The following is a 17,722-nucleotide window of genomic DNA, read 5'->3' as shown; positions in this document are numbered from 1 at the left end:
GACGTCTTTAGAGGTTTTATGATCGGACATGGCGTTTTAGCACCTCCCGTGTTGAAAGCGTCCGAGCCGATTGGATACAATGAGTACAACTTCCCTGCACTAGCGATGCGTGCAAACGAACAACGAAACCATCTATATAGCGAAGGAGCGATCCCTTATGACCGGCTCTTCCGACAGGCAGCTTCCCGTCGTCGCCGTGACCGGCGGCGCGCAAGGCATCGGCCGCGCGCTCGCGTACGCGTACGCGAGCCGGGGCTACGCGGTTTCGATCGCCGATCCCGACAAGGAAGCCGGCTTCGAGGTCATCCGCGAAATCCGCCGGCTGAACGGCAAGGCGATATACCTCGCCGCGGACGTCAGCCGCGAGGAGGACGTCGAGCGATGGCTGCGCGTCACCGCCGAAGAGTTCGGCGGCGTTCATGCGCTCATCAATAACGCCGGCATCGGACGCGGCGGCGACCCGACCGAGCTCGACATCGCCGATTGGGACCGCGTCATCGGCGTCAACCTGCGCGGGACGTTCCTGTGCTCGCGCGCCGCGGCGCGGATCATGAAGCGGCAGCGCCGCGGGGCGATCGTCAACATCGCTTCCACGCGCGCGCTCATGTCGGAGCCGCATACCGAGGCGTACGCCGCCTCTAAGGGCGGCATCCTCGCGCTGACGCACGCGCTGGCCGTCAGCCTCGGCCCGCACGGCATCCGCGTTAACGCCGTATCCCCCGGCTGGATCGAGACGCGGGACTGGCAATACAGCGCCCGGGCGAGCGAGCCGTCGCATTCGGAGCGCGACCGGCTGCAGCACCCGGTCGGCCGCGTCGGGCGTCCGGAGGACATCGCCGAAGCGTGCCTGTTCCTGACGAGCGACGCGGCGTCGGGCTTCCTCACGGGGCAAAACCTCGTCGTCGACGGCGGGATGACCGTGAAGATGATTTACGAAGAATAGATCGAAGCCTTTTCCCGAAAATCGGCCTTAGTCCCCTTGCTCCGCCGCGCCGACGTACAGCCGCTTCAGCTGCCGGATGACCCGGTTGAGCGAATACGTGCTCTTCGCCTTCTCGTACGCGGCGCGCGACAGCTCGTAGCGGAACGACGGGTCGACCACGACCTGCTCGAGCGCGTCGGCGAGGGCGAGCGCATCGTCCACCGGCACGAGGAGGCCGTTCACCCCGTGTTCGATCTGCTCGCTGATGCCGCCGACGTTCGTGCCGACGAGCGCCAGCCAGCACAGCGCCGCCTCCGCGAACACGTTGCCGAACGCCTCCGCCCGGGACGGGAGCACGAACACGTCGAAGAACGGCATGAACTCCTCGGGATGCAGCATGTAGCCGTAGAAGACGATGTCGTCGTACACGCCGAGCGTGCGGGCCAGCTCCTCAAGCTCCTCGCGCATCGGGCCGTCGCCGATGACGTGAAGCATGAACGGCAGGTTGCGGCGCTTCAGCTCCGCGCACGCGCGCAAGAGCACGTCGAGCCCTTTCGCCGGCACGAGCCGGCACATCGTGATCAGCTGCGGCACCTCGTTCTCGTGCGCCATCGGTTTGAACCGCTTCTCGTCGAAGCCGTTGCGGATGACGAGGATGCGCTCGGGATGCTTCACGTACTGCGCGATATACGACTTGAACGCCTCGGACACCGTCATGAGCCGATCGACCTGATGCTCCAGCTCTCCGTACAGCGACGTTAAAAATTGCTCCTCGGGTCCTCCCTCGGAGATGCGGCCGTTAAGGATCAGCTCCTTCTCGAAGCTCGAATGCACGGTCATCAACACCGGCGTATCCGGAAAAAGCTTCTTCATCACGAGCGCGGCCACCGGATGATGAGCGTGAATGACGTCGTACGTGCCCTTCACCCTCAGCTTCGTCCACCACTCGTAATCTTTCAAGGTTTGCATGTATTTATTTACGATCGGCACGCCGGCGAATCGCCGCCAATCGAACGTTTCGAACTCGAACGGCTCCGTTCCTTTCCCGCGTACCCGCTTCGGAATCGAAAACAGCTCCATACCCCAGCCCATGCGAACGAACCGCTCTTGCACATACGGTACCATCGATGATACCCCGCCCGGCTGCTCCGGCGGAAAAAACAACGCCTGCAATACGTTCACGGCCGTCCCCTCCCTGATGCTCGAACCTATCTATTTAAGGATACCGAAAAACGATGCCCGGGACAACGAAAAGGTGGCGCGCGCCATTGTACGAGAGACGATTCGAAAGGTTTCTGGTACAATAGGATAGACTTCCGAAGGAGGGCGACTACCGTTTTGGCTCGCGACTTGTTTTTAGGGACGCTCGGCGGCACCGTGTCCGCGATGATGATCTTACTCATGCTGCTCCTGATGATCAGCATGTCGCTGCGGCTCATGCTCTCGCGTCGGAAGAAGGCGTATTTTTCGCTCACCTTTTCCTTGCTGCTGATCGCCGTGCAATATTTCGCGATCGTGCTGCTCGGCAGCCGTCCCGGCGCGCATGACGGAGGCGTCGAGCATTATCTGATCCACGGATTGCAGGCGCTGAGCTTCATCGCGCTGAATGTCGGCCTCTACCAGCTATATAATCCGACGAAGCGCAAGGTAACGTTCCTCGCGTATCTCGGCGGGTTGATCGCGGCGCTCATCATGGGCGCGCGTTATTACGCCGCTTCGCAGCTGTTCGCGGATCCCGCGGCGGCGACGGCCACGGCGCAGGCGAACGCGTTCTTGAACGTATGGATGGATATCTATCTGTACATCGTCATCTTCTTTTGTTTCTACTTCGTGACGCCGTCTATCGGCCAATCGACGAAATATCAGCTGGCGCTCGTCGTCTTCTTCTTGACCCACTCCGCCGCGGTGCTGAACGGGTACGTGTACGGCGGCGCGTCGGTCGGTTTTTCGTTCGCGGAAAACTTTTTGCCGGTCGTCTTCTTTTTTATCGTGTTTTTGTTTATCTTCGAACGGGTGCTCGAGCTCATGCAGGCCGTCTATCAGTCGTCCATCACGGACGGCCTGACGGGGCTGTACAACCGGCGTTACTTTATGCGGCGTCTGGAGCAATTGGTCCTATCGGGCGTGCCCGTCGGCGTCATCTTTACGGATATCGACAACTTTAAGAAGCTGAACGATACGAAAGGGCATCAGCAAGGCGACGAAGCGCTCCGCAAGGTCGCCGCCATCGTCATGGAAATCGCGGAGGACATCGGCCTCGCGGGCCGGTACGGCGGCGAGGAGATCGTGATGATCGTTTCCGACCCGCGGCAGGATACGTCGAAGGTCGCGGAGCGGGTGCGCGCGCGGATCGAAGCCGAGGCGGGCGTCACCGTCAGCGTCGGCTGGGCGAAGCATCGCAAGGGGCTCACGGCCGAGCAGCTGACGAAGCAGGCCGACGAGGCGATGTATTTTTCGAAGAAAACCGGGAAAAACCGCGTCACCGGGTACAAGCCCGGCCTTCTCGTCGGCATGGCCGCGCCGAAGCATCTGCGGGGAGAATAAGGCGGCGGGGCCCGCGCTTGTCTTGCGTGCTTGGCCTGCGCGCTTGGCTTGGCTCCCCGCCACCGGGCCTGAGCCCCCCTTTGCCTGAAGGTTCCAATTGGTAGCGCTTCCACGAATCGATTCGTATTCGACCATATGCGCCCCCGCCGTCGATTAGAACCCATGAGGGGGGACGAATCTGCAAAAAATGCATCTATTTTTATCTCCGAGGGCCTTGTAAGCGCTTATCAACTGCAAACCTGCAGCTAATCAGGCTGTCAACATGCTCCAACCTTAAAAATAACTGCATTTTCGGCAGCTTCCCCCTCCAAAGCGGCCCTCGATGCGCGAAATAACTGCATTTTGTGCAGGATCACCTGCGCCCTTCACGAAAAACAGACTCCGCCCAGGCTGCAGGTTGGCCTGGCGGAGTCTGTTTCGTTGCTTCCGGACACCGCCGCTAAGAGGACAGGACGCGCAGGTACAGCAGCTTGCCCTCGCCCGGGTAATAATAGTCCGGCATCCGGCACATAAACTGGAAGCCGTTGCGCTCGAACAGCTTGCGGGCGCTTGCATACAATTTCGCCGCCCTCCTCGGCATACCAACACGCCGCATGCTTATCCTGCAGGCTCGTCATCGGCAGCCTCCCACATTTTCTACATTATTCAATTCTGTCATGATCTTCACGAAACACTAAACCCATAGTTACTACAAAAGCTCTCGTTTGTGCCTTTCCAACATGCCGGCGCTCGACAACACGTCCAAGCGCATGTGCAACTGGGAGGCGTCATCTCCATCAATCAGCGGGGCCTAATGACCATACAGGAACCGTAAACCGCCGGGCAACCCGGCAGCCGACGACGGCGGAGCATTCGAATAAATTCGGTGGCAGCGCAGGAAACTAGTCCCAGACGCACCAAAAGAGGAGGGTCTTCGAATGCGGAAGAAGCTGTGGATTTGGCTCGCCCTCCTTCCCCTTGCGCTGCTCGTCGGCGGGGCGAAGGAGCTCGAACGGCCGCCGGAGCTGATAGGCGCGTTTCTGCGCGACGGCGACTTGTGGCTAAAGGAGGGGCGGAGCGAACGGCTCGTGTCGGCGCTGCCGGACCCGATCCGGAAGGCGGCTTGGTCGGCCGACGGCGCGTGGCTTGCTTACGAGACGCGGGAGCCGAGCTACGAAATATGGGCGTATCGGCTCAAGAGCGACGAATCCGTGCGCATTTGCAAGGGCTGCGCCGACGCGCGCTGGTCGCACCGAGGAGCGAAGCTGGCTTACCGCGCGGACGGGGAAGCGTATACGATCGATTTGGAAAACGGTTCCGGCGCCGCCCTCGATCCCGTGCGGCGGGCGCGCGGCGTCGGCCAGCTCGGATGGCTGCCGGACGACCGCGGGCTGCTCGTATCTTCGCTGCCGCTGCGCAGGAACGGCGAGTGGCAGCCGCTTACGTTGTCCGTCGTTCGCCTCGGCGCCGGCGGCGAATCGTCCGAGAGGCCGCTGTTCACGCTGCCGGCGCCGTCCGAGGCGTTCTTCGCCGTCTCGGTCAGCGAATTCCGCTGGTCGCCGGACGGCCGCTGGGTCGCGTTCGTCGCCGAGCCGACCGCGTCGCTGTCGATGGACGCGAACTCGCTTTGCCTCCTCTCCGCGGACGGAACGCGGTTTCTGACGATCGGCACCATGCTGTCGCGCGAAGACTGGTACCGCTGGGCGCCCCGAAAAAACCGGATCGGGTTTATCGACGGCGAAGGTCGATTCGAGATATCGAACAAGCGATTCGAATATCGAGACGCTCCGGCCGCCGGCGAGCCGATCTTGACGCCTGCGGGCATGATGGATCTCGGCTTTGCTTGGCTGTCCGCGGATGCCGTCGTCGTGCCGCGGGCGCCGGAGCTCTCGTGGGACGAAGGGCCGGCCCCGAACGCGACGCCGTCGCTCTACGCGCTCGACCTAAAGTCCGGGAAGGCGAAGCGCCTAACGACGCCGCCAACAGGAAGCGGCGACTTCAACCCCGACTATATCGCTTCCGCGGGACGGCTGACCTGGGTGCGTTCGACGGGGCCGGACCGTCGCCCGTCCGACGTCTGGATATCCACGAAGCGAGGCGCGAATGCCTCCGTCTTCATCCGAGACGTCGACGCGCCTCCGGTCTGGTTCGACAAGTAAAGAACAAGAAGAAGGACCGTTTCGGCTGTCGCGAGCCGAACGGTCCTTTTTCGAGCCGGAACGCTCCAGACGCCCAGAGAAAACAACGCATGCGCCGACGCCCTGTCTCATAAATATAGAAAAAACCTAAATCGCCTTAGGAGGCTCCTGATATGTTAAAACGTGTGTATTGGGTCAGCGACAAGCTCCCGGGGGTCGTGACGGCCGGCGTCGGCTTCCGGGCGAGCGAGGACGCCCCTTACGAGCGGTCGATCGAACGATGGGAGCGCGTCGGCGACGGCTGGGCGTATAAGGGTACGCAATCCGAAGAACGGCGAATGCAGCTCGAGCGCCATCCGTTCATTCAAGCGAAGCTGGAAGGAGCGGAAGACGGACGGTAATCGTGGTGCCTTTGCCGACCTCGCTCTCGATCGACACGGTGCCGCGGTGGCTCTCGACGATCGTGAAGCTGACCGCAAGGCCTAGGCCCGTCCCCTTCTCCTTCGTCGTGAAGAACGGCTGCCCGATTCGCCGCAGTGTCTCCTCCGGTATGCCTACGCCTTCGTCGGCGAACGTCAGCACCGCCTCGACGCCCTCGCGTCTCGTTTCGACGTTCAGCTTACCGCCCTTCGGCATCGCCTCAATGCCGTTCTTCACGAAGTTGATGAACACCTGCTTTAATCGATTCTCGTCGCATTCGATGGGCAGCGCCTCGCCGTCCGTCCGCAGGACGAGCTCCGTGCCGGTCAGATGCGCCTCCGTTTCCATTAGCGTGACGACCTGCCCCACGATGTCGGTCAAGTCCTTGCGCGCGAACGACGTCGCATTCGGCTTGGCGAGCAGCAGCAGCTCGGTCAAGATCGTTTCGATTCGCTTGAGCTCCGCGCCCATGACGTCCACGTACTCCGGCTTAAAGGCATGTCCGGTACGCATGAATTGAAGAAAGCCTTTGATCGCCGTGAGCGGATTGCGGATTTCGTGGGCGATGCCGGCGGCGAGCTGTCCGGTCAGCTTCAGCTTCTCGGACTTGAGCATCAGCTCCTCCGCTTCGACGCGCCGGGAGACGTCCCGTCCGATGCCCAAGATATTGACGACGTTGCCGCGCTCGTCCCGGATCAGCTTCTGCGACGTCTCGATCCATACGTAATGCCCGTCCTTATGCCGAATGCGATTGACGGAGACGAACGACTCCTGTCCCTCCGGCACGCCGACCTTCGGATGATCCTCCACGTGATAGAAATCCGTTCGTTTCCTGCCCACCACCTCTTCCGGAGTGTACCCGGTCAAGCCGGTGACGCCGGGCGACATATATTGTACGATGCCGTCCGGCGTACTGAGCGTAATCGCGTCCTGCGCGTGCTCCGAAATGAGCCGGAACAGCGCTTCCGTATCGTGCAGACGCTCCAACGCTTGCCGCAAATTCGCCTCGCTGCGGCGAAGCTGCTCCTCCGCATGCTTGCGCTCCGATATATCCTTCGAAATGCCGAATACGCCGGAGATGCCTCCGTTGCCGTCGTGAATCGGGACGAGCGTGACATGGAGGTCGAGGCGGCGGCCGTCTTTCGCGTAAGCGTAGGTTTCGTATTTTTGCGGCGTTCCCGCCACCGCCGCCCGGAACCGCCGTTCCATGGCAATAAGATTTTCCTCCGCGCAAAGCCGCCGTGCATCGAGTTTGAGAATTTCGTCCGCCGAGTAGCCGTATAGTCGCAGCATCGCAGGATTGACCGACCGGATGATGCCGTCCTTCGTGACTGCGCACACCGCGTCCGGGTGATGCTCGAAGAGCGAACGATACGCCTCCTGGCTTTGGAGCAGCGCCTGCCTCGTCTCGGTCACGTCGCGGAATTGAACGGCCAGCCCTTCCATGCACGGCGAGGCGGTCACATGGTACCACCGATTCAGCGGGAACGGATAATATTCCTCGAATTGCGAAATGACCCCCTCCGCCATGACGCGGCGGTATTCGCGTTCGAACAACGTCCCGACGGCGCCGGGAAATGCCGTCCACAAGTTTTTCCCGAGCAGCCCCTCCCTCGCGGCGAACAAGCACTCCTCGGCCATCCGGTTCATATATATAAAATTCCATTCCGCGTCCAGTACGAAGAACGCATCTCGCAGTTGTTCGATGAAATTGGCTTCATGGGTTGTCGCAGACATCGGTGCGGCGCCTCCTTCGCCGGCGGTACGGGCCCGTCGGTCCTTTGAATGATTATTGAAACCATCGTACCACAACTTCATGAGTTTGCGGTGCTACAACTTCGGCCGGCTCGCGCCCGTCTTCTGCGTTCGGCGAGCGTTCCCCGCAGGCGGCCGGCGCCTCGGGCAAGCCGTCATCCAAGGACCTTAGGGAGGGAATCCTCGCCTCGCGTCAAAGCAAAAAAAACGCGCAGGACGTCGACAGCCGCGGCAGCCGAATTCCCGCGCGATTTACGATTCTACCTTGTCCACCATGCTCCGCTCGTTTTCGCCGCGAAGCGGTTTCGGATTGAGGACGAAGACCATCACGCTCTTATCGAGGTCGAAGTCCCAATCGACGAAGCTGTCGACGATTCGTTTTCCGAAGATCGAGGGCAGCCTCGTGTGGTTGTGCATGTAGCTCTTCTCTAAGTTCCGTTTCGCCTGGCGAAGCAGCAGTCCGACGCCGTGGCGGATGAGCTCCTTCTCGATGCGGACGAGAATGCCGTTGCGCACGACGACCACCGTGCGTTCGTTCAGCGCGCAAGAGTAAATTTCTTCGGGCGGCTTCTGGGCGTTGCGGCTGATTTCGATAATTTCGTGCTCGATCTCGCGGCGGCCTTCGTACCGTTCGTCGATGCCCGCGAAGCCGACGGGCCGGGGAAACACGCCCATGATCATGCCCGAACGGTTATGAAGACCCCAATCGTAATATAACTCCTGCGGCTTCTGCCCCACCAGGCCCTCGAGGTAGCCGCTCAGCTCGGGCACCATCGTCTGCATCAGCCGGTCCCGCGTCTGCATGACAATGAGCTCATGGTCTTGCTCCATCAGCACCTTCTCCGACGGCGTCATGAAATTACGCAGGTACACCGTGATGTACGTATGCCCGATCGAAACGTAGACCGATTCAGGTCCTTTCCCGAACGTATCCCGAAGCAAATGCCCCAGGTAACTCGAGATGTTCTGCTGAAGCAATTGTACGTCCTCGCTCGTCGGTTCCTTCGCGCCCACCGGCAACACCTCGCAGACAGTCTGGCCTAGAAAATCCATCCTGTTTAGCATTCCCGATCGACCTTGAAATATTACCCAGGAAAAGATGCCGCCCCCTTATCCCGTTCCGGGCGCCGGGAGACGGCCCCGCTTCAGGTCAGCGCCCAGACGCTCGTCGCGGCGACGACCGCGAACGTCGCAAGGCAGGTCGAGAGCGCCGCTCTCGCCGCGCGAGGTTCGTCGCGGCGTCTGCGCACGTACGAGACGAAGAGCGCGGCGCAGAGCGCCAGCGACAGCGCGTTGACGCCCCAGCCGAGCCACGCGAGCCAAACATAGGCGCCTCCGTGCCCATGATGCGCATGGTGCGCGTGCGCCGCGACGCCGGCCGCGCCGGCCGCCGCGAGCAGGAGACCGGCATGGACGGCATGGAGCAGGACGGCCGCCGCCGCGGTGACGACCGCGGGCCAGATCGAAAGGCGAATACGCATGGAAACACCTCCGGTGCAGGCTCGATCGCGCGGTCGGCGCGCGCCGAGTCCCTTCCCCTTCAAGGTATGGCGACGGCTCGGGCGACATGCCCGTTTCCGCTCCCCGGACGATCGATGCCGTGCGGCGCCGATCATATTTCCGCTTGCCAAACGCGCTTGGCGCCCCCATACTTGAGGTATTCGTATAATATTTATACTAATTCACGAAAGGACGAGATTTATGATTGCATCCCGCGTCGTCGATTTGTTGAAGGTCCGCGTGTACGCCACGCGCCGGGAGCTCGGCGAGGCCGCCGGCCTCGCGGCGGCTGCCCGGCTGAAGGCGCTGCTCGCCGCTCAGCCGGTCGTGCGCATGATTTTCGCCGCCGCGCCGTCCCAGAACGAATTCCTCGAGACGCTCGCCGCGGCGGACGGCATCGACTGGTCTCGCGTCGTCGCATTCCATATGGACGACTATATCGGCTTGCCGGAGGATGCGCCGCAGCGGTTCAGCCGGTTTTTGCAAGAGCGGCTGTTCGATCTCGTGCGGCCGGGCGTCGTGCATCTGATCGACTGCTCCGCGCCGATCGAGGCGGAGTGCGACCGGTACGGCAAGCTGCTTCGGGAAGCGCCGATCGACATCGTCTGCCTCGGCATCGGGGAGAACGGGCACATCGCGTTCAACGACCCGCCGGTCGCCGACTTCGACGATCCCGCGACCGTAAAGCCGGTCGAGCTCGACGACGCCTGCCGGACGCAGCAGGTGAACGACGGCTGCTTTCCGTCGTTCGACGCGGTGCCGACCCATGCGCTGACGCTGACGATTCCGGCGTTGACGAATGCCGCGCACCTGTACTGCATGGTGCCCGGACCGACGAAGCGCGACGCGGTGAAGGCGACGCTGGAGGGCCCGATCTCGACCGCTTGCCCCGCATCGATTCTCCGGCGCCACCCGGACTGCACGCTGTTCGTCGACGCCGCGTCGTACGCGGGGGTGACGGCATGAGCGCGCCGGAGCGCCGGACGAAAGTCGTCGAAGGCCGGCTGCTGGATGGCGGCGCCGCGCGCCTCACGCTCGCGGACGGCCGCATCGCCCGCATCGAGCCGCTCGAAGGCGGCGGCGCCGACCTGCCTTGGCTTGCGCCGGGTCTCGTCGATTTGCAGGTGAACGGCTACGCGGGCATCGACTTCAACTCGGTGCCGCTCGACCCCTCCCTCGTGCGGGAAGCCGTAGTTTTGCTGCTCGGCCGAGGCGTCACGACCGTGTTTCCGACGATCGTCACGAACAGCGACGAGGCGATCGAAACGTCGCTGCGCGCGATCGCGGCGGCCTGCGACGCGGATCCGTTGGTCGCCGCCTGCGTCGGCGGCATCCACCTCGAGGGGCCGTTCCTCTCTCCCGTCGACGGCTCCCGCGGCGCGCACGACGCGCGATTCGTGCGCCCCCCGGACCTCGCGGCGTTCCGCCGCTGGCAGGACGCCTCGGGCGGCCGCATCGCCATCGTCACGATGTCGCCGGAGTGGGACGACTTCGCCTCGTTCGTCGCGGCCTGCGCGGCGGACGGCGTCGTCGTCTCGATCGGCCACACCGCCGCGACGCCGGAGCGCATTCGCGAGGCGGTCGCCGCCGGCGCCCGCATGAGCACCCACCTCGGCAACGCCGCGCAGCTGCTGCTGCCCCGCCACCCGAACTACATTTGGGAGCAGCTGGCCGCCGACGAGTTGACCGCCTGCGTCATTCCCGACGGCTTCCATCTGCCCGATTCGGTGCTGAAGGTGTTCCTGCGGGCGAAGGCGGGCCGCATCGCGTTCGTCAGCGACGCCGTCTACTTAAGCGGCCTCGCCCCGGGCGCCTATACGACCCATATCGGCGGGGACGTGGTGCTGACGCCGGAAGGCCGGCTGCACCTCGCGTCGAATCCGGCCTTGCTCGCCGGCTCCGCGCAGATGCTCATCGACGGCATCGGGCGCGTCGCGGCGCGAGGCTTGCTGCCGCTCCCCGAAGCGTGGGCGCTCGGCTCGGCGGCCCCCGCCGACGCCGTAGGGCTCGCCGGCGTCGGTCGGCTCGAGGTCGGCGCGGCCGCCGATCTCGTCCGTTTCCGCATCGACCCGGACGGCGGGAGCATCGCGGTCGAAGAGACGTACAAAGCGGGGACGGCCGTCTTCGCCCTTCAGAGCGATATCGGCTCGAGCGGATCCGCTTGATGCTCCCAAGCGCGGACGATGCCGGCCGCCGCTCCGATCGCGGACGATAACGGCTGCAGCGACGAGACGACGAGTTCGGCTTGCTCGAAAGCGGGGGCGAGCGAGTTTCGCCGCAGCTCGCGGCGGACGACGGGAAGCAGCGCGTCCGCTGCGAGCAGGAGCGGCCCGTCGAAGACGATCCGCCTCGCGTTGATTAAGTTGACGATCCCAGCGAGCGCGGCGCCGATGGCGCGGCCGACGCGGTCCAGCTCCGCGAGCACGGCCGGATCGCCGGCGCGGGCGCGCGCGGCGAGAACGGCCGCATCGAACGCGGACGCCGGCTCCCCGGTCGCGGCCGACAGCCGTCCGAAGACGCCCGGCAGCCCCGCGACTGCCTCTAGGCAGCCCTCGTTGCCGCACTCGCAGCGCGGGCCGAGAGGCTCTACGACCGTGTGGCCGAGCTCGCCCGCGAAGCCGGCTTCGCCGCGCACGACGTTCCCGTCGACGACGATTCCGCAGCCGACGCCCCTTCCGAACGAACAGTAGGCGAAGTGCTTCAGGCCTTGCCCCGCGCCGTACCAGAGCTCTCCCTGCGTCGCCAGCTTCACCGCGTTGTCGATCAGCGTATGCCGAAGCGGCAGCGCGTCCGCAAGCATCGCCCTCAGCGGCACGTCCGTCCAGCCTAGATGCGTCGACCGTACGACGCGCTCCCCCGCCGGGTCGACGACCGCCGGCACGCCGAGGCCCGCGCCGACGTAGGTGCCCTCCGGCGCGGCGGCGAGCCGCGCGCGGGCGAAGCTCGCCGCCGCGGCGACGACGTCCGCCGGCGCCGCGGCGCGAAGCGGCAGCTCCGTGCGCTCGAGCGGCGAGCCGTATAGGTCGGTTACGACCGCGACGAGCGAGCCCGCCGCCAGCTGAAAGCCGAACGCCCTTCGATTCGCCGGCTCGAAGGCGATCCCGAGCGCCTTCCGCCCGGCGCCGCCCCCTTCGCGCAATCCGGTGGCGCGCGCGTAGCCCGCCTCCATCAGCTCGTCCACGATGGCGTTCACCGTGTTTTTATTCAGTCCCAGCGCCGCGGCCAGCTCCGTGCGCGTCGTCTCGCGCCGACGCTTCAATTCCCCGTAAATTAGCTTGCGGTTCATATCCTTGGCCAGCGTCGGCCCCCTGCCCCGCGTATTCGAAGCCATGCCTCCGGCCTCCGTTCGTCTACATTCGTTTCAGTGCCTCCATGGTAGCAAAATTCCGACGCCAGCGCGACCTGCGGCATGTCAACGTATTAAGGGCGCAATAAAAGGCTGTCCCCTACAATAGAGTAGAGGACAGCCTGAGGCGGCGCGCCGCGTTATCTTGCCGAAAACTTGTAAGACGTCGTATGCTTATACGTCTCGCCCGCGCGCAAAATCGGCGACGGGAAATGCTTGTGCTTCATGGCGTTCGGAAAATATTGCGTCTCAAGGCACAAGCCGGCGCGCTTGCCGTACACCGCGCCTCCCTTGCCGACGTCCGAGCCGTCCAGGAAGTTGCCGGAATAAAACTGCACGCCCGGCTTCGTCGTGAACACCTCCATGACGCGGCCGGTCGTCGGCTCGTATACCTCGGCCGCCTTCTCCGGCGCCTTCCCGCTCACGTTCAGCACCCAGTTGTGGTCGTAGCCGCCGCCGTTCGCGATCTGCTCGTCGCCGCTCGCAAGGCCCGGGCCGATCGCCCGCAGGCTGCGGAAATCCATCGGCGTGCCCGCCACGTCGCGAATGTCGCCCGTCGGCACGCATTCCGCGTTCACCGGCGTGAACTTGTCCGCTGCGATCATGAGCTCGTGGCCGCCGATATCGCCGCCGGACGCGTGGCCCGCGAGGTTGAAGTACGCATGATTCGTCAGATTGACGACCGTGTCCCGATCCGTCGTCGCCTCGTAATCGATGACGAGCGCGTCGTCGTCCGTTAAGGTATAGACGACCGCGACGCGAAGCTCGCCCGGGTACCCCTCTTCGCCGTCCGCGCTCACGTAGGCGAGGCGCAGCGCTTCCCCTTCGCCGGTCGCCGCGCGCACGATTTCCGCGTCCCATACGACCTTATCGAAGCCGACGAGCCCGCCGTGCAGATGGTTGTTGCCGTCGTTCTTCGCAAGCCGATATTCTTTGCCGTTCAGCTCGAACGCCGCGCCTTCGATCCGGTTCGCATGGCGCCCGATCAGCGCCCCGAAATACGGACCCTTGCGCAAATAGTCTTCTACGCGGTCGTACCCGAGCGTCACGTCGTCGAAGCGCCCTTCCCGGTCCTTCGTCCGCAGCGCGACGATGACGCCGCCGAGGTCGGAAATATCGACGCTCGTACCCGCTCCGTTCGTTAATGTAAACAGACGAATCGCCTTGCCCTCCGCCGTCGCGCCGAACGGCCGCTCCGTAATGCCTTTGCCCATTCGTGTACCCTCTCCCCGTCGTTTCTTTTGCGAATGCTGGATTCATCATACCGAATTCCGGCTCAACGTCCAAGCCGTAATGTTCGCCGACGCTCGGTATCTCTTTAGTCTCCCGGTAGTTCGAAAGCCGTTGTTTTTCAAAATGCCGCGATTGTCCAATTTGTCCAAAAAGCGCGATGTTCCAAAACGCGGCGCTTTCCGGAAAACCCGTCCGCGCTTTAAGGCAGCCATCTGGCGAAAAACGCGTCCAACGAGCCGCCGTAGGCTTCCTCCGCCGTCTCGACGAAGCCCTCCGTCGTCGCGACCCCGTCCCGAAAGCGCGCGTAATAGTCGCGCAGGAAGCGCGCGAACCCGTCCTCCCCGAGCTCCCCCCGGAGGGCGTGCAGCATGAGCGCGCCCAAGCGATAGTTGCCGTTCCAATACGCGGACCAGCTGTCGTAGCTTCGTACGTCGCCGAGCGCCGCGTCGGCCCGAACGGCGCGCAGCCGCTCCGCGTACGTCGCGTCCAGCTTCCCGCCGAGCCGATAAGCGTCCGTCAAAAACGTCGCGAACGCCTCGTCGAGCCACGGCTCGGCGACTTGATCGTTGCCGACCGCGCCGTAAAACCATTGGTGGGCGATTTCGTGCACGACCGTCTCGAGGCCGGCCGCGGCGTTCAGCCGATCCGCGCGCACGAGCACGAAGCCGGGGTACTCCATGCCGGTGACGAACATCTCGTTTTCGAAAATGTCCGCCTCCCGCGTCCCCAGCTCCCCGACCGTCCGCTCGAGGAAATCCGCCATGCCCGCCGCCGCGGCCGCCGCCGCTTCCGCCCGCGCCTTCGACGCGTGCCGGTAATGCACATTCACGCGCAGCCCGCTTTCGGCCTCGGCGGCGACAGCTTCATGCGAACGGCTGAGGGCGAACGCGAAGTCTCGCGCGCGAGGCGCCTCGACGGCCGTCGTCGCGAAGCCCGCTTCGTCCGCGGGGACCGGCTCGGCCTCGTCGCCCGTCGCCACGACCGCATAGCCGTCCGGCGCCGTAATCCGGACGCGGTAGTCGGCGACGGCCGCGTAGAACGGATCGCCGACCGCCTCGTACGCATAATCCCGCCATTCGCCGTCGAAGACGAACAGCGTCGGCAGCGCGTTGCCGAACCAATACGCGTCCTCGCTCATGCCGAAGCGGTGATGCACGCGGGGCAGCGTCGCGTCCCATTCCAGCTCGAGCCGCCGCCATTCGCCGGGCGCCCACGGCTCCGGCAGCGAGACGACGATCGATTCGCCGCGAACCTCGACGGGGACGGGCGTCCCGTCGACCGCCGCGCCGCGGACGTCGAGCCCCCCCTCGGCGAAGTCCGGCGGGTAGGCGCGCTTTCGGTGCTCCGGCAGGACGGGATCCCGCTCGGCGATCCGGTCCGCTCGGAAGGCATTGAGATAGGCGCTCAGCCGCAGCTCGTTCGTCGCGGCGTCGGCGTCGTTGCGCGCGACGACGACGGTGACGCCCGTCAGCGCGCGCGTCTCCGGACGGAACGTCAGCCGGATCTCGTACGTCGTCCGCTCGGGCGGCGGCGGCGCGGGGCTCGGCGCGTCAGGCTTCGGCGCGGCGGGTTGCTGCGCGGCGGGCTCCTGCGCGTCAGGCCCCGCGGTCTGCTGCTCCGGCACGGTCTGCCCCGGCACGGTCTGCTCCGGCACGGTCCGCTCCGGCACGGTCCGCTCCGGCGCGACCGCCGTCCCGCCTTCCGAGCAAGCGGCCGCCGCAAGCGCAAGCAGCAGCGCGGCCGCCCCGGCCCGCAGCCTCCTCATCGGCTCCACGCCTCCCGCAGCAGCAGCTGGAGCCCTTCGAAGCCGAGCACGCCGATCAGCGCGAAATACGCAGCCGTCAGCAGGACGAAGCCGTAGGCGAACAGCAGCATCGCGCCGTCGCGCAGCAGGTAGCCGAGCGCGATGAAGGCGATGACGTAGGCGGGCAGCGAGTTGGAAAACGGAATCGGCAGCGGCAGCATCAGCAGCACCGCGGAGGACAGCGCGAGCAGCGCATGCAGGCGAAGCGTTCCGCCGGACGCCGTAAGCGCCGCCAGCCGCCGCGGCTTCGACCAGCGCTCGAGGCGGCGGAACAAAGCGACGGCGCCGCGGAACAGCAGCGACACGCCTTTCTTCGGCAGCGCATAGCGCCGGATGCGCGTCGGAATCGGCACGTCCCGGTCGATCAGGAGGCCGATCGCGAGCAGCGCCAGCACGAAGCCGAACGGCGTGCTGACGCCCGGCAGCGCGATCGGCTGCAGGAACGGCGCGACGAGGACGACCAGGATGAAGAAGGGTCCCTTGTCCGACAGCGCCGCGAGCAGCTCCCCCACCTCCAGCCGCTCCGTCGTCAGCTCGCCGTGCAGTTCCTCCAAAATATCGGATACGTTCCGCTCCATTTACAACACGCTCCCTTCGCGTCGCAGCCCGCGATACAGCGCCGCGGCGATCGCCGCGCAGCCGAGCGCGCAGCCCCCGATGAGGAAATATCCGGCGCGGTAGCCGAACGCGTCGGTCGCCGCGCCGATCGCGAAGTTGCCGGCGACGCCGAGAATGCCGATCGCCGTTACGGTGAACGTGATGGCGGCGTCCGTCCCGTGCGGATACCGTTTCGCGAGGAGCGCCATGACCGTCGGATAGACGGGGCCGATGCCGGCGCCGGCGAGCGCCAGCAGGACGGCGCCGCTCTCGCCCAGCAGCACGCCCGTGCACGTCAGCGCGCCGGAGAGGCCGGCGAACAGCACGACCGACCGGACGAAGCCGATCTTGTCCGTCAGCGGACCGAAGACGAGCCTCGAGATCATAAAGCAGAAGAAGAAGGCCGAGAGCAGCCCCGAGGCGCGGAGCGGCTGCCAGGCGTATTCCTTTTCCAAATAATTGACGAGCCACCCGCCCGCCGCCAGCTCCGCGGTCACCCCGAGGGACAGCAGGACGACGATCGACCACGCGACCTTGTCCTTGGCGAAGCTGCGCCACGTCGCGCGCGTCTCGCCCGCCGGCGGCGCCGACGCCTTCGGGAAGCGCGCGGCGAGCGCCGGGATCATCGGCAGGACGCAGACGAGCAGCAGCACGGCGTACATTCCGCGCCAGCCGAGCTCCCCGCCGCCCGGACTCCAGCCCATGACCGCGGTCGCCGCGAGCGGCGACGCCGTGGAGCTGAGGCCGTAGAAGAAATGCGACAAATTCATCATAAAGCCCGTATTTTTCGTAAACAGCCGGGCGCTCAGGACGGCGAGCGCGATCTCGAGCAAGCCGTTCCAGGCGTATAGGAAGAAAAACGCGCCCGCGAACGGCGCGAAGCTCGGCGCCCCGCCGATAAGCCATCCGGAGGCCGCCATAAAGCCGAAAGTAAGCAGCAGCGCCGTACGCAGGCCGATGCGCTCGATCGCCTGCCCCGCGAACGAGCAGGCAAGCAGGAAGCCGATCGAGTTGAGCGCGAGCAGCAGGCCGAGCTGCCACTCGCTGAGTCCGAAGTCGTCCTGCATGCGCGGAAGCGCCGGGCCTTTCATATTTTCGGAGACGCCGAATATAAAATATCCGACGAAGACGACGGCTAGCAGCAAATCATAGTTTCGCGTTTGCGCGCGCGGTGCCGATTCTAGCTGCAGATTCGATACCCCATTCCGTTGGATGTTGCATACTCCTTCACTACTATATAAGAATTTCGGGTCCGCTTCAAAGCCGCGACGCGCGGGAAGCCCCGGCGCGGCGGGTGAAGTGCACCCCTTAAAGTAGACATTGGAAAACACCCCTGGTGTAAATGAAGTGCACCCCTTATAGTGGACATTGGATAAACACCCTGTGTTTAAAACCGATGAATACTATAGGGGGTGCTTCTCGTTATGGCAAAAAAGGGACAGAAGTTTGAATCGTATAGCTTTGAGTTGAAGAAGCAAGCCATT

15 protein-coding genes are annotated in these 17,722 nt (G+C 64.5%); 6 read left to right on the top strand and 9 right to left on the bottom strand.

Annotated features, from left to right (window positions below):
* The first annotated feature begins 157 nt into the window (after nucleotides 1-157).
* On the top strand, nucleotides 158-943 hold the full coding sequence (locus VEZ38_RS17220; RefSeq protein ID WP_324895640.1) for a glucose 1-dehydrogenase: 786 nt from the start codon (nucleotides 158-160) through the stop codon (nucleotides 941-943).
* 27 nt (nucleotides 944-970) lie between these two features.
* Here the strand turns inward: VEZ38_RS17220 and VEZ38_RS17215 are convergent, their stop codons facing one another.
* Nucleotides 971-2,104, bottom strand: coding sequence for a glycosyltransferase family 4 protein (locus tag VEZ38_RS17215; protein ID WP_324895638.1), 1,134 nt, complete (start codon nucleotides 2,102-2,104; stop codon nucleotides 971-973).
* Nucleotides 2,105-2,260: 156 nt separating this feature from the next.
* Between VEZ38_RS17215 and VEZ38_RS17210 the strand changes: the two genes are divergently transcribed.
* From VEZ38_RS17210 to VEZ38_RS17200, 3 genes are all read left to right on the top strand, one after another.
* Nucleotides 2,261-3,466 carry a GGDEF domain-containing protein gene (locus VEZ38_RS17210; protein ID WP_324895636.1) on the top strand — a complete coding sequence of 402 codons (1,206 nt, stop codon included), beginning with the start codon at nucleotides 2,261-2,263 and terminating at the stop codon, nucleotides 3,464-3,466.
* 917 nt (nucleotides 3,467-4,383) lie between these two features.
* On the top strand, nucleotides 4,384-5,604 hold the full coding sequence (locus VEZ38_RS17205; RefSeq protein WP_324895634.1) for a hypothetical protein: 1,221 nt from the start codon (nucleotides 4,384-4,386) through the stop codon (nucleotides 5,602-5,604).
* A 152-nt stretch (nucleotides 5,605-5,756) separates the two neighbouring features.
* Nucleotides 5,757-5,984 (top strand): hypothetical protein, encoded by a 228-nt coding sequence (locus VEZ38_RS17200; protein ID WP_324895633.1) that lies wholly within the window; start codon nucleotides 5,757-5,759, stop codon nucleotides 5,982-5,984.
* Here the strand turns inward: VEZ38_RS17200 and VEZ38_RS17195 are convergent.
* The 3 genes from VEZ38_RS17195 to VEZ38_RS17185 all read right to left on the bottom strand — a co-directional run bounded on the left by VEZ38_RS17195 (nucleotide 5,944) and on the right by VEZ38_RS17185 (nucleotide 9,239).
* The gene (locus tag VEZ38_RS17195) at nucleotides 5,944-7,740 is read right to left on the bottom strand and encodes a PAS domain S-box protein (RefSeq protein ID WP_324895630.1); all 1,797 of its coding nucleotides are present in this window, start codon (nucleotides 7,738-7,740) and stop codon (nucleotides 5,944-5,946) included. The genes VEZ38_RS17200 and VEZ38_RS17195 overlap by 41 nt on opposite strands.
* A 270-nt stretch (nucleotides 7,741-8,010) precedes the next feature.
* A complete protein-coding gene (locus tag VEZ38_RS17190; protein ID WP_324895628.1) occupies nucleotides 8,011-8,811 on the bottom strand; it encodes a Na-translocating system protein MpsC family protein in 801 nt (266 codons plus the stop codon).
* 92 nt (nucleotides 8,812-8,903) lie between these two features.
* Entirely contained in the window at nucleotides 8,904-9,239 is a 336-nt protein-coding gene (locus VEZ38_RS17185; protein WP_324895626.1) for a hypothetical protein, read from the bottom strand.
* Between the two features lie 220 nt (nucleotides 9,240-9,459).
* Here VEZ38_RS17185 and VEZ38_RS17180 point away from each other — a divergent pair, with 220 nt between their 5' ends.
* Both VEZ38_RS17180 and VEZ38_RS17175 read left to right on the top strand, forming a co-directional pair.
* Nucleotides 9,460-10,224, top strand: a complete 765-nt coding sequence (locus VEZ38_RS17180) for a glucosamine-6-phosphate deaminase (RefSeq protein ID WP_324895624.1) — start codon at nucleotides 9,460-9,462, stop codon at nucleotides 10,222-10,224.
* Entirely contained in the window at nucleotides 10,221-11,423 is a 1,203-nt protein-coding gene (locus VEZ38_RS17175) for an N-acetylglucosamine-6-phosphate deacetylase (RefSeq protein WP_324895622.1), read from the top strand. Before VEZ38_RS17180 ends, VEZ38_RS17175 begins: the two co-directional genes overlap by 4 nt.
* Here VEZ38_RS17175 and VEZ38_RS17170 read toward each other — a convergent pair.
* The 5 genes from VEZ38_RS17170 to VEZ38_RS17150 form a co-directional block, all read right to left on the bottom strand.
* Nucleotides 11,390-12,589, bottom strand: coding sequence for an ROK family transcriptional regulator (locus VEZ38_RS17170; protein ID WP_324895620.1), 1,200 nt, complete (start codon nucleotides 12,587-12,589; stop codon nucleotides 11,390-11,392). The genes VEZ38_RS17175 and VEZ38_RS17170 overlap by 34 nt on opposite strands.
* 155 nt (nucleotides 12,590-12,744) lie before the next feature.
* A complete protein-coding gene (locus VEZ38_RS17165) occupies nucleotides 12,745-13,818 on the bottom strand; it encodes an aldose epimerase family protein (RefSeq protein WP_324895618.1) in 1,074 nt (357 codons plus the stop codon).
* Between the two features lie 218 nt (nucleotides 13,819-14,036).
* Nucleotides 14,037-15,602 (bottom strand): M1 family metallopeptidase, encoded by a 1,566-nt coding sequence (locus VEZ38_RS17160; RefSeq protein ID WP_324895616.1) that lies wholly within the window; start codon nucleotides 15,600-15,602, stop codon nucleotides 14,037-14,039.
* The gene (locus VEZ38_RS17155) at nucleotides 15,599-16,219 is read right to left on the bottom strand and encodes an exopolysaccharide biosynthesis protein (protein ID WP_324895614.1); all 621 of its coding nucleotides are present in this window, start codon (nucleotides 16,217-16,219) and stop codon (nucleotides 15,599-15,601) included. Before VEZ38_RS17155 ends, VEZ38_RS17160 begins: the two co-directional genes overlap by 4 nt.
* Nucleotides 16,220-17,383: an MFS transporter gene (locus tag VEZ38_RS17150; RefSeq protein ID WP_324895612.1), complete on the bottom strand. Its 1,164-nt coding sequence runs from the start codon at nucleotides 17,381-17,383 to the stop codon at nucleotides 16,220-16,222.
* Nucleotides 17,384-17,722: the final 339 nt, after the last annotated feature.

This window comes from Paenibacillus sp. (assembly GCF_035645235.1).
GTDB lineage: Bacteria > Bacillota > Bacilli > Paenibacillales > YIM-B00363 > Paenibacillus_AE.
This window is presented reverse-complemented; position numbering and strand designations above follow the sequence as displayed.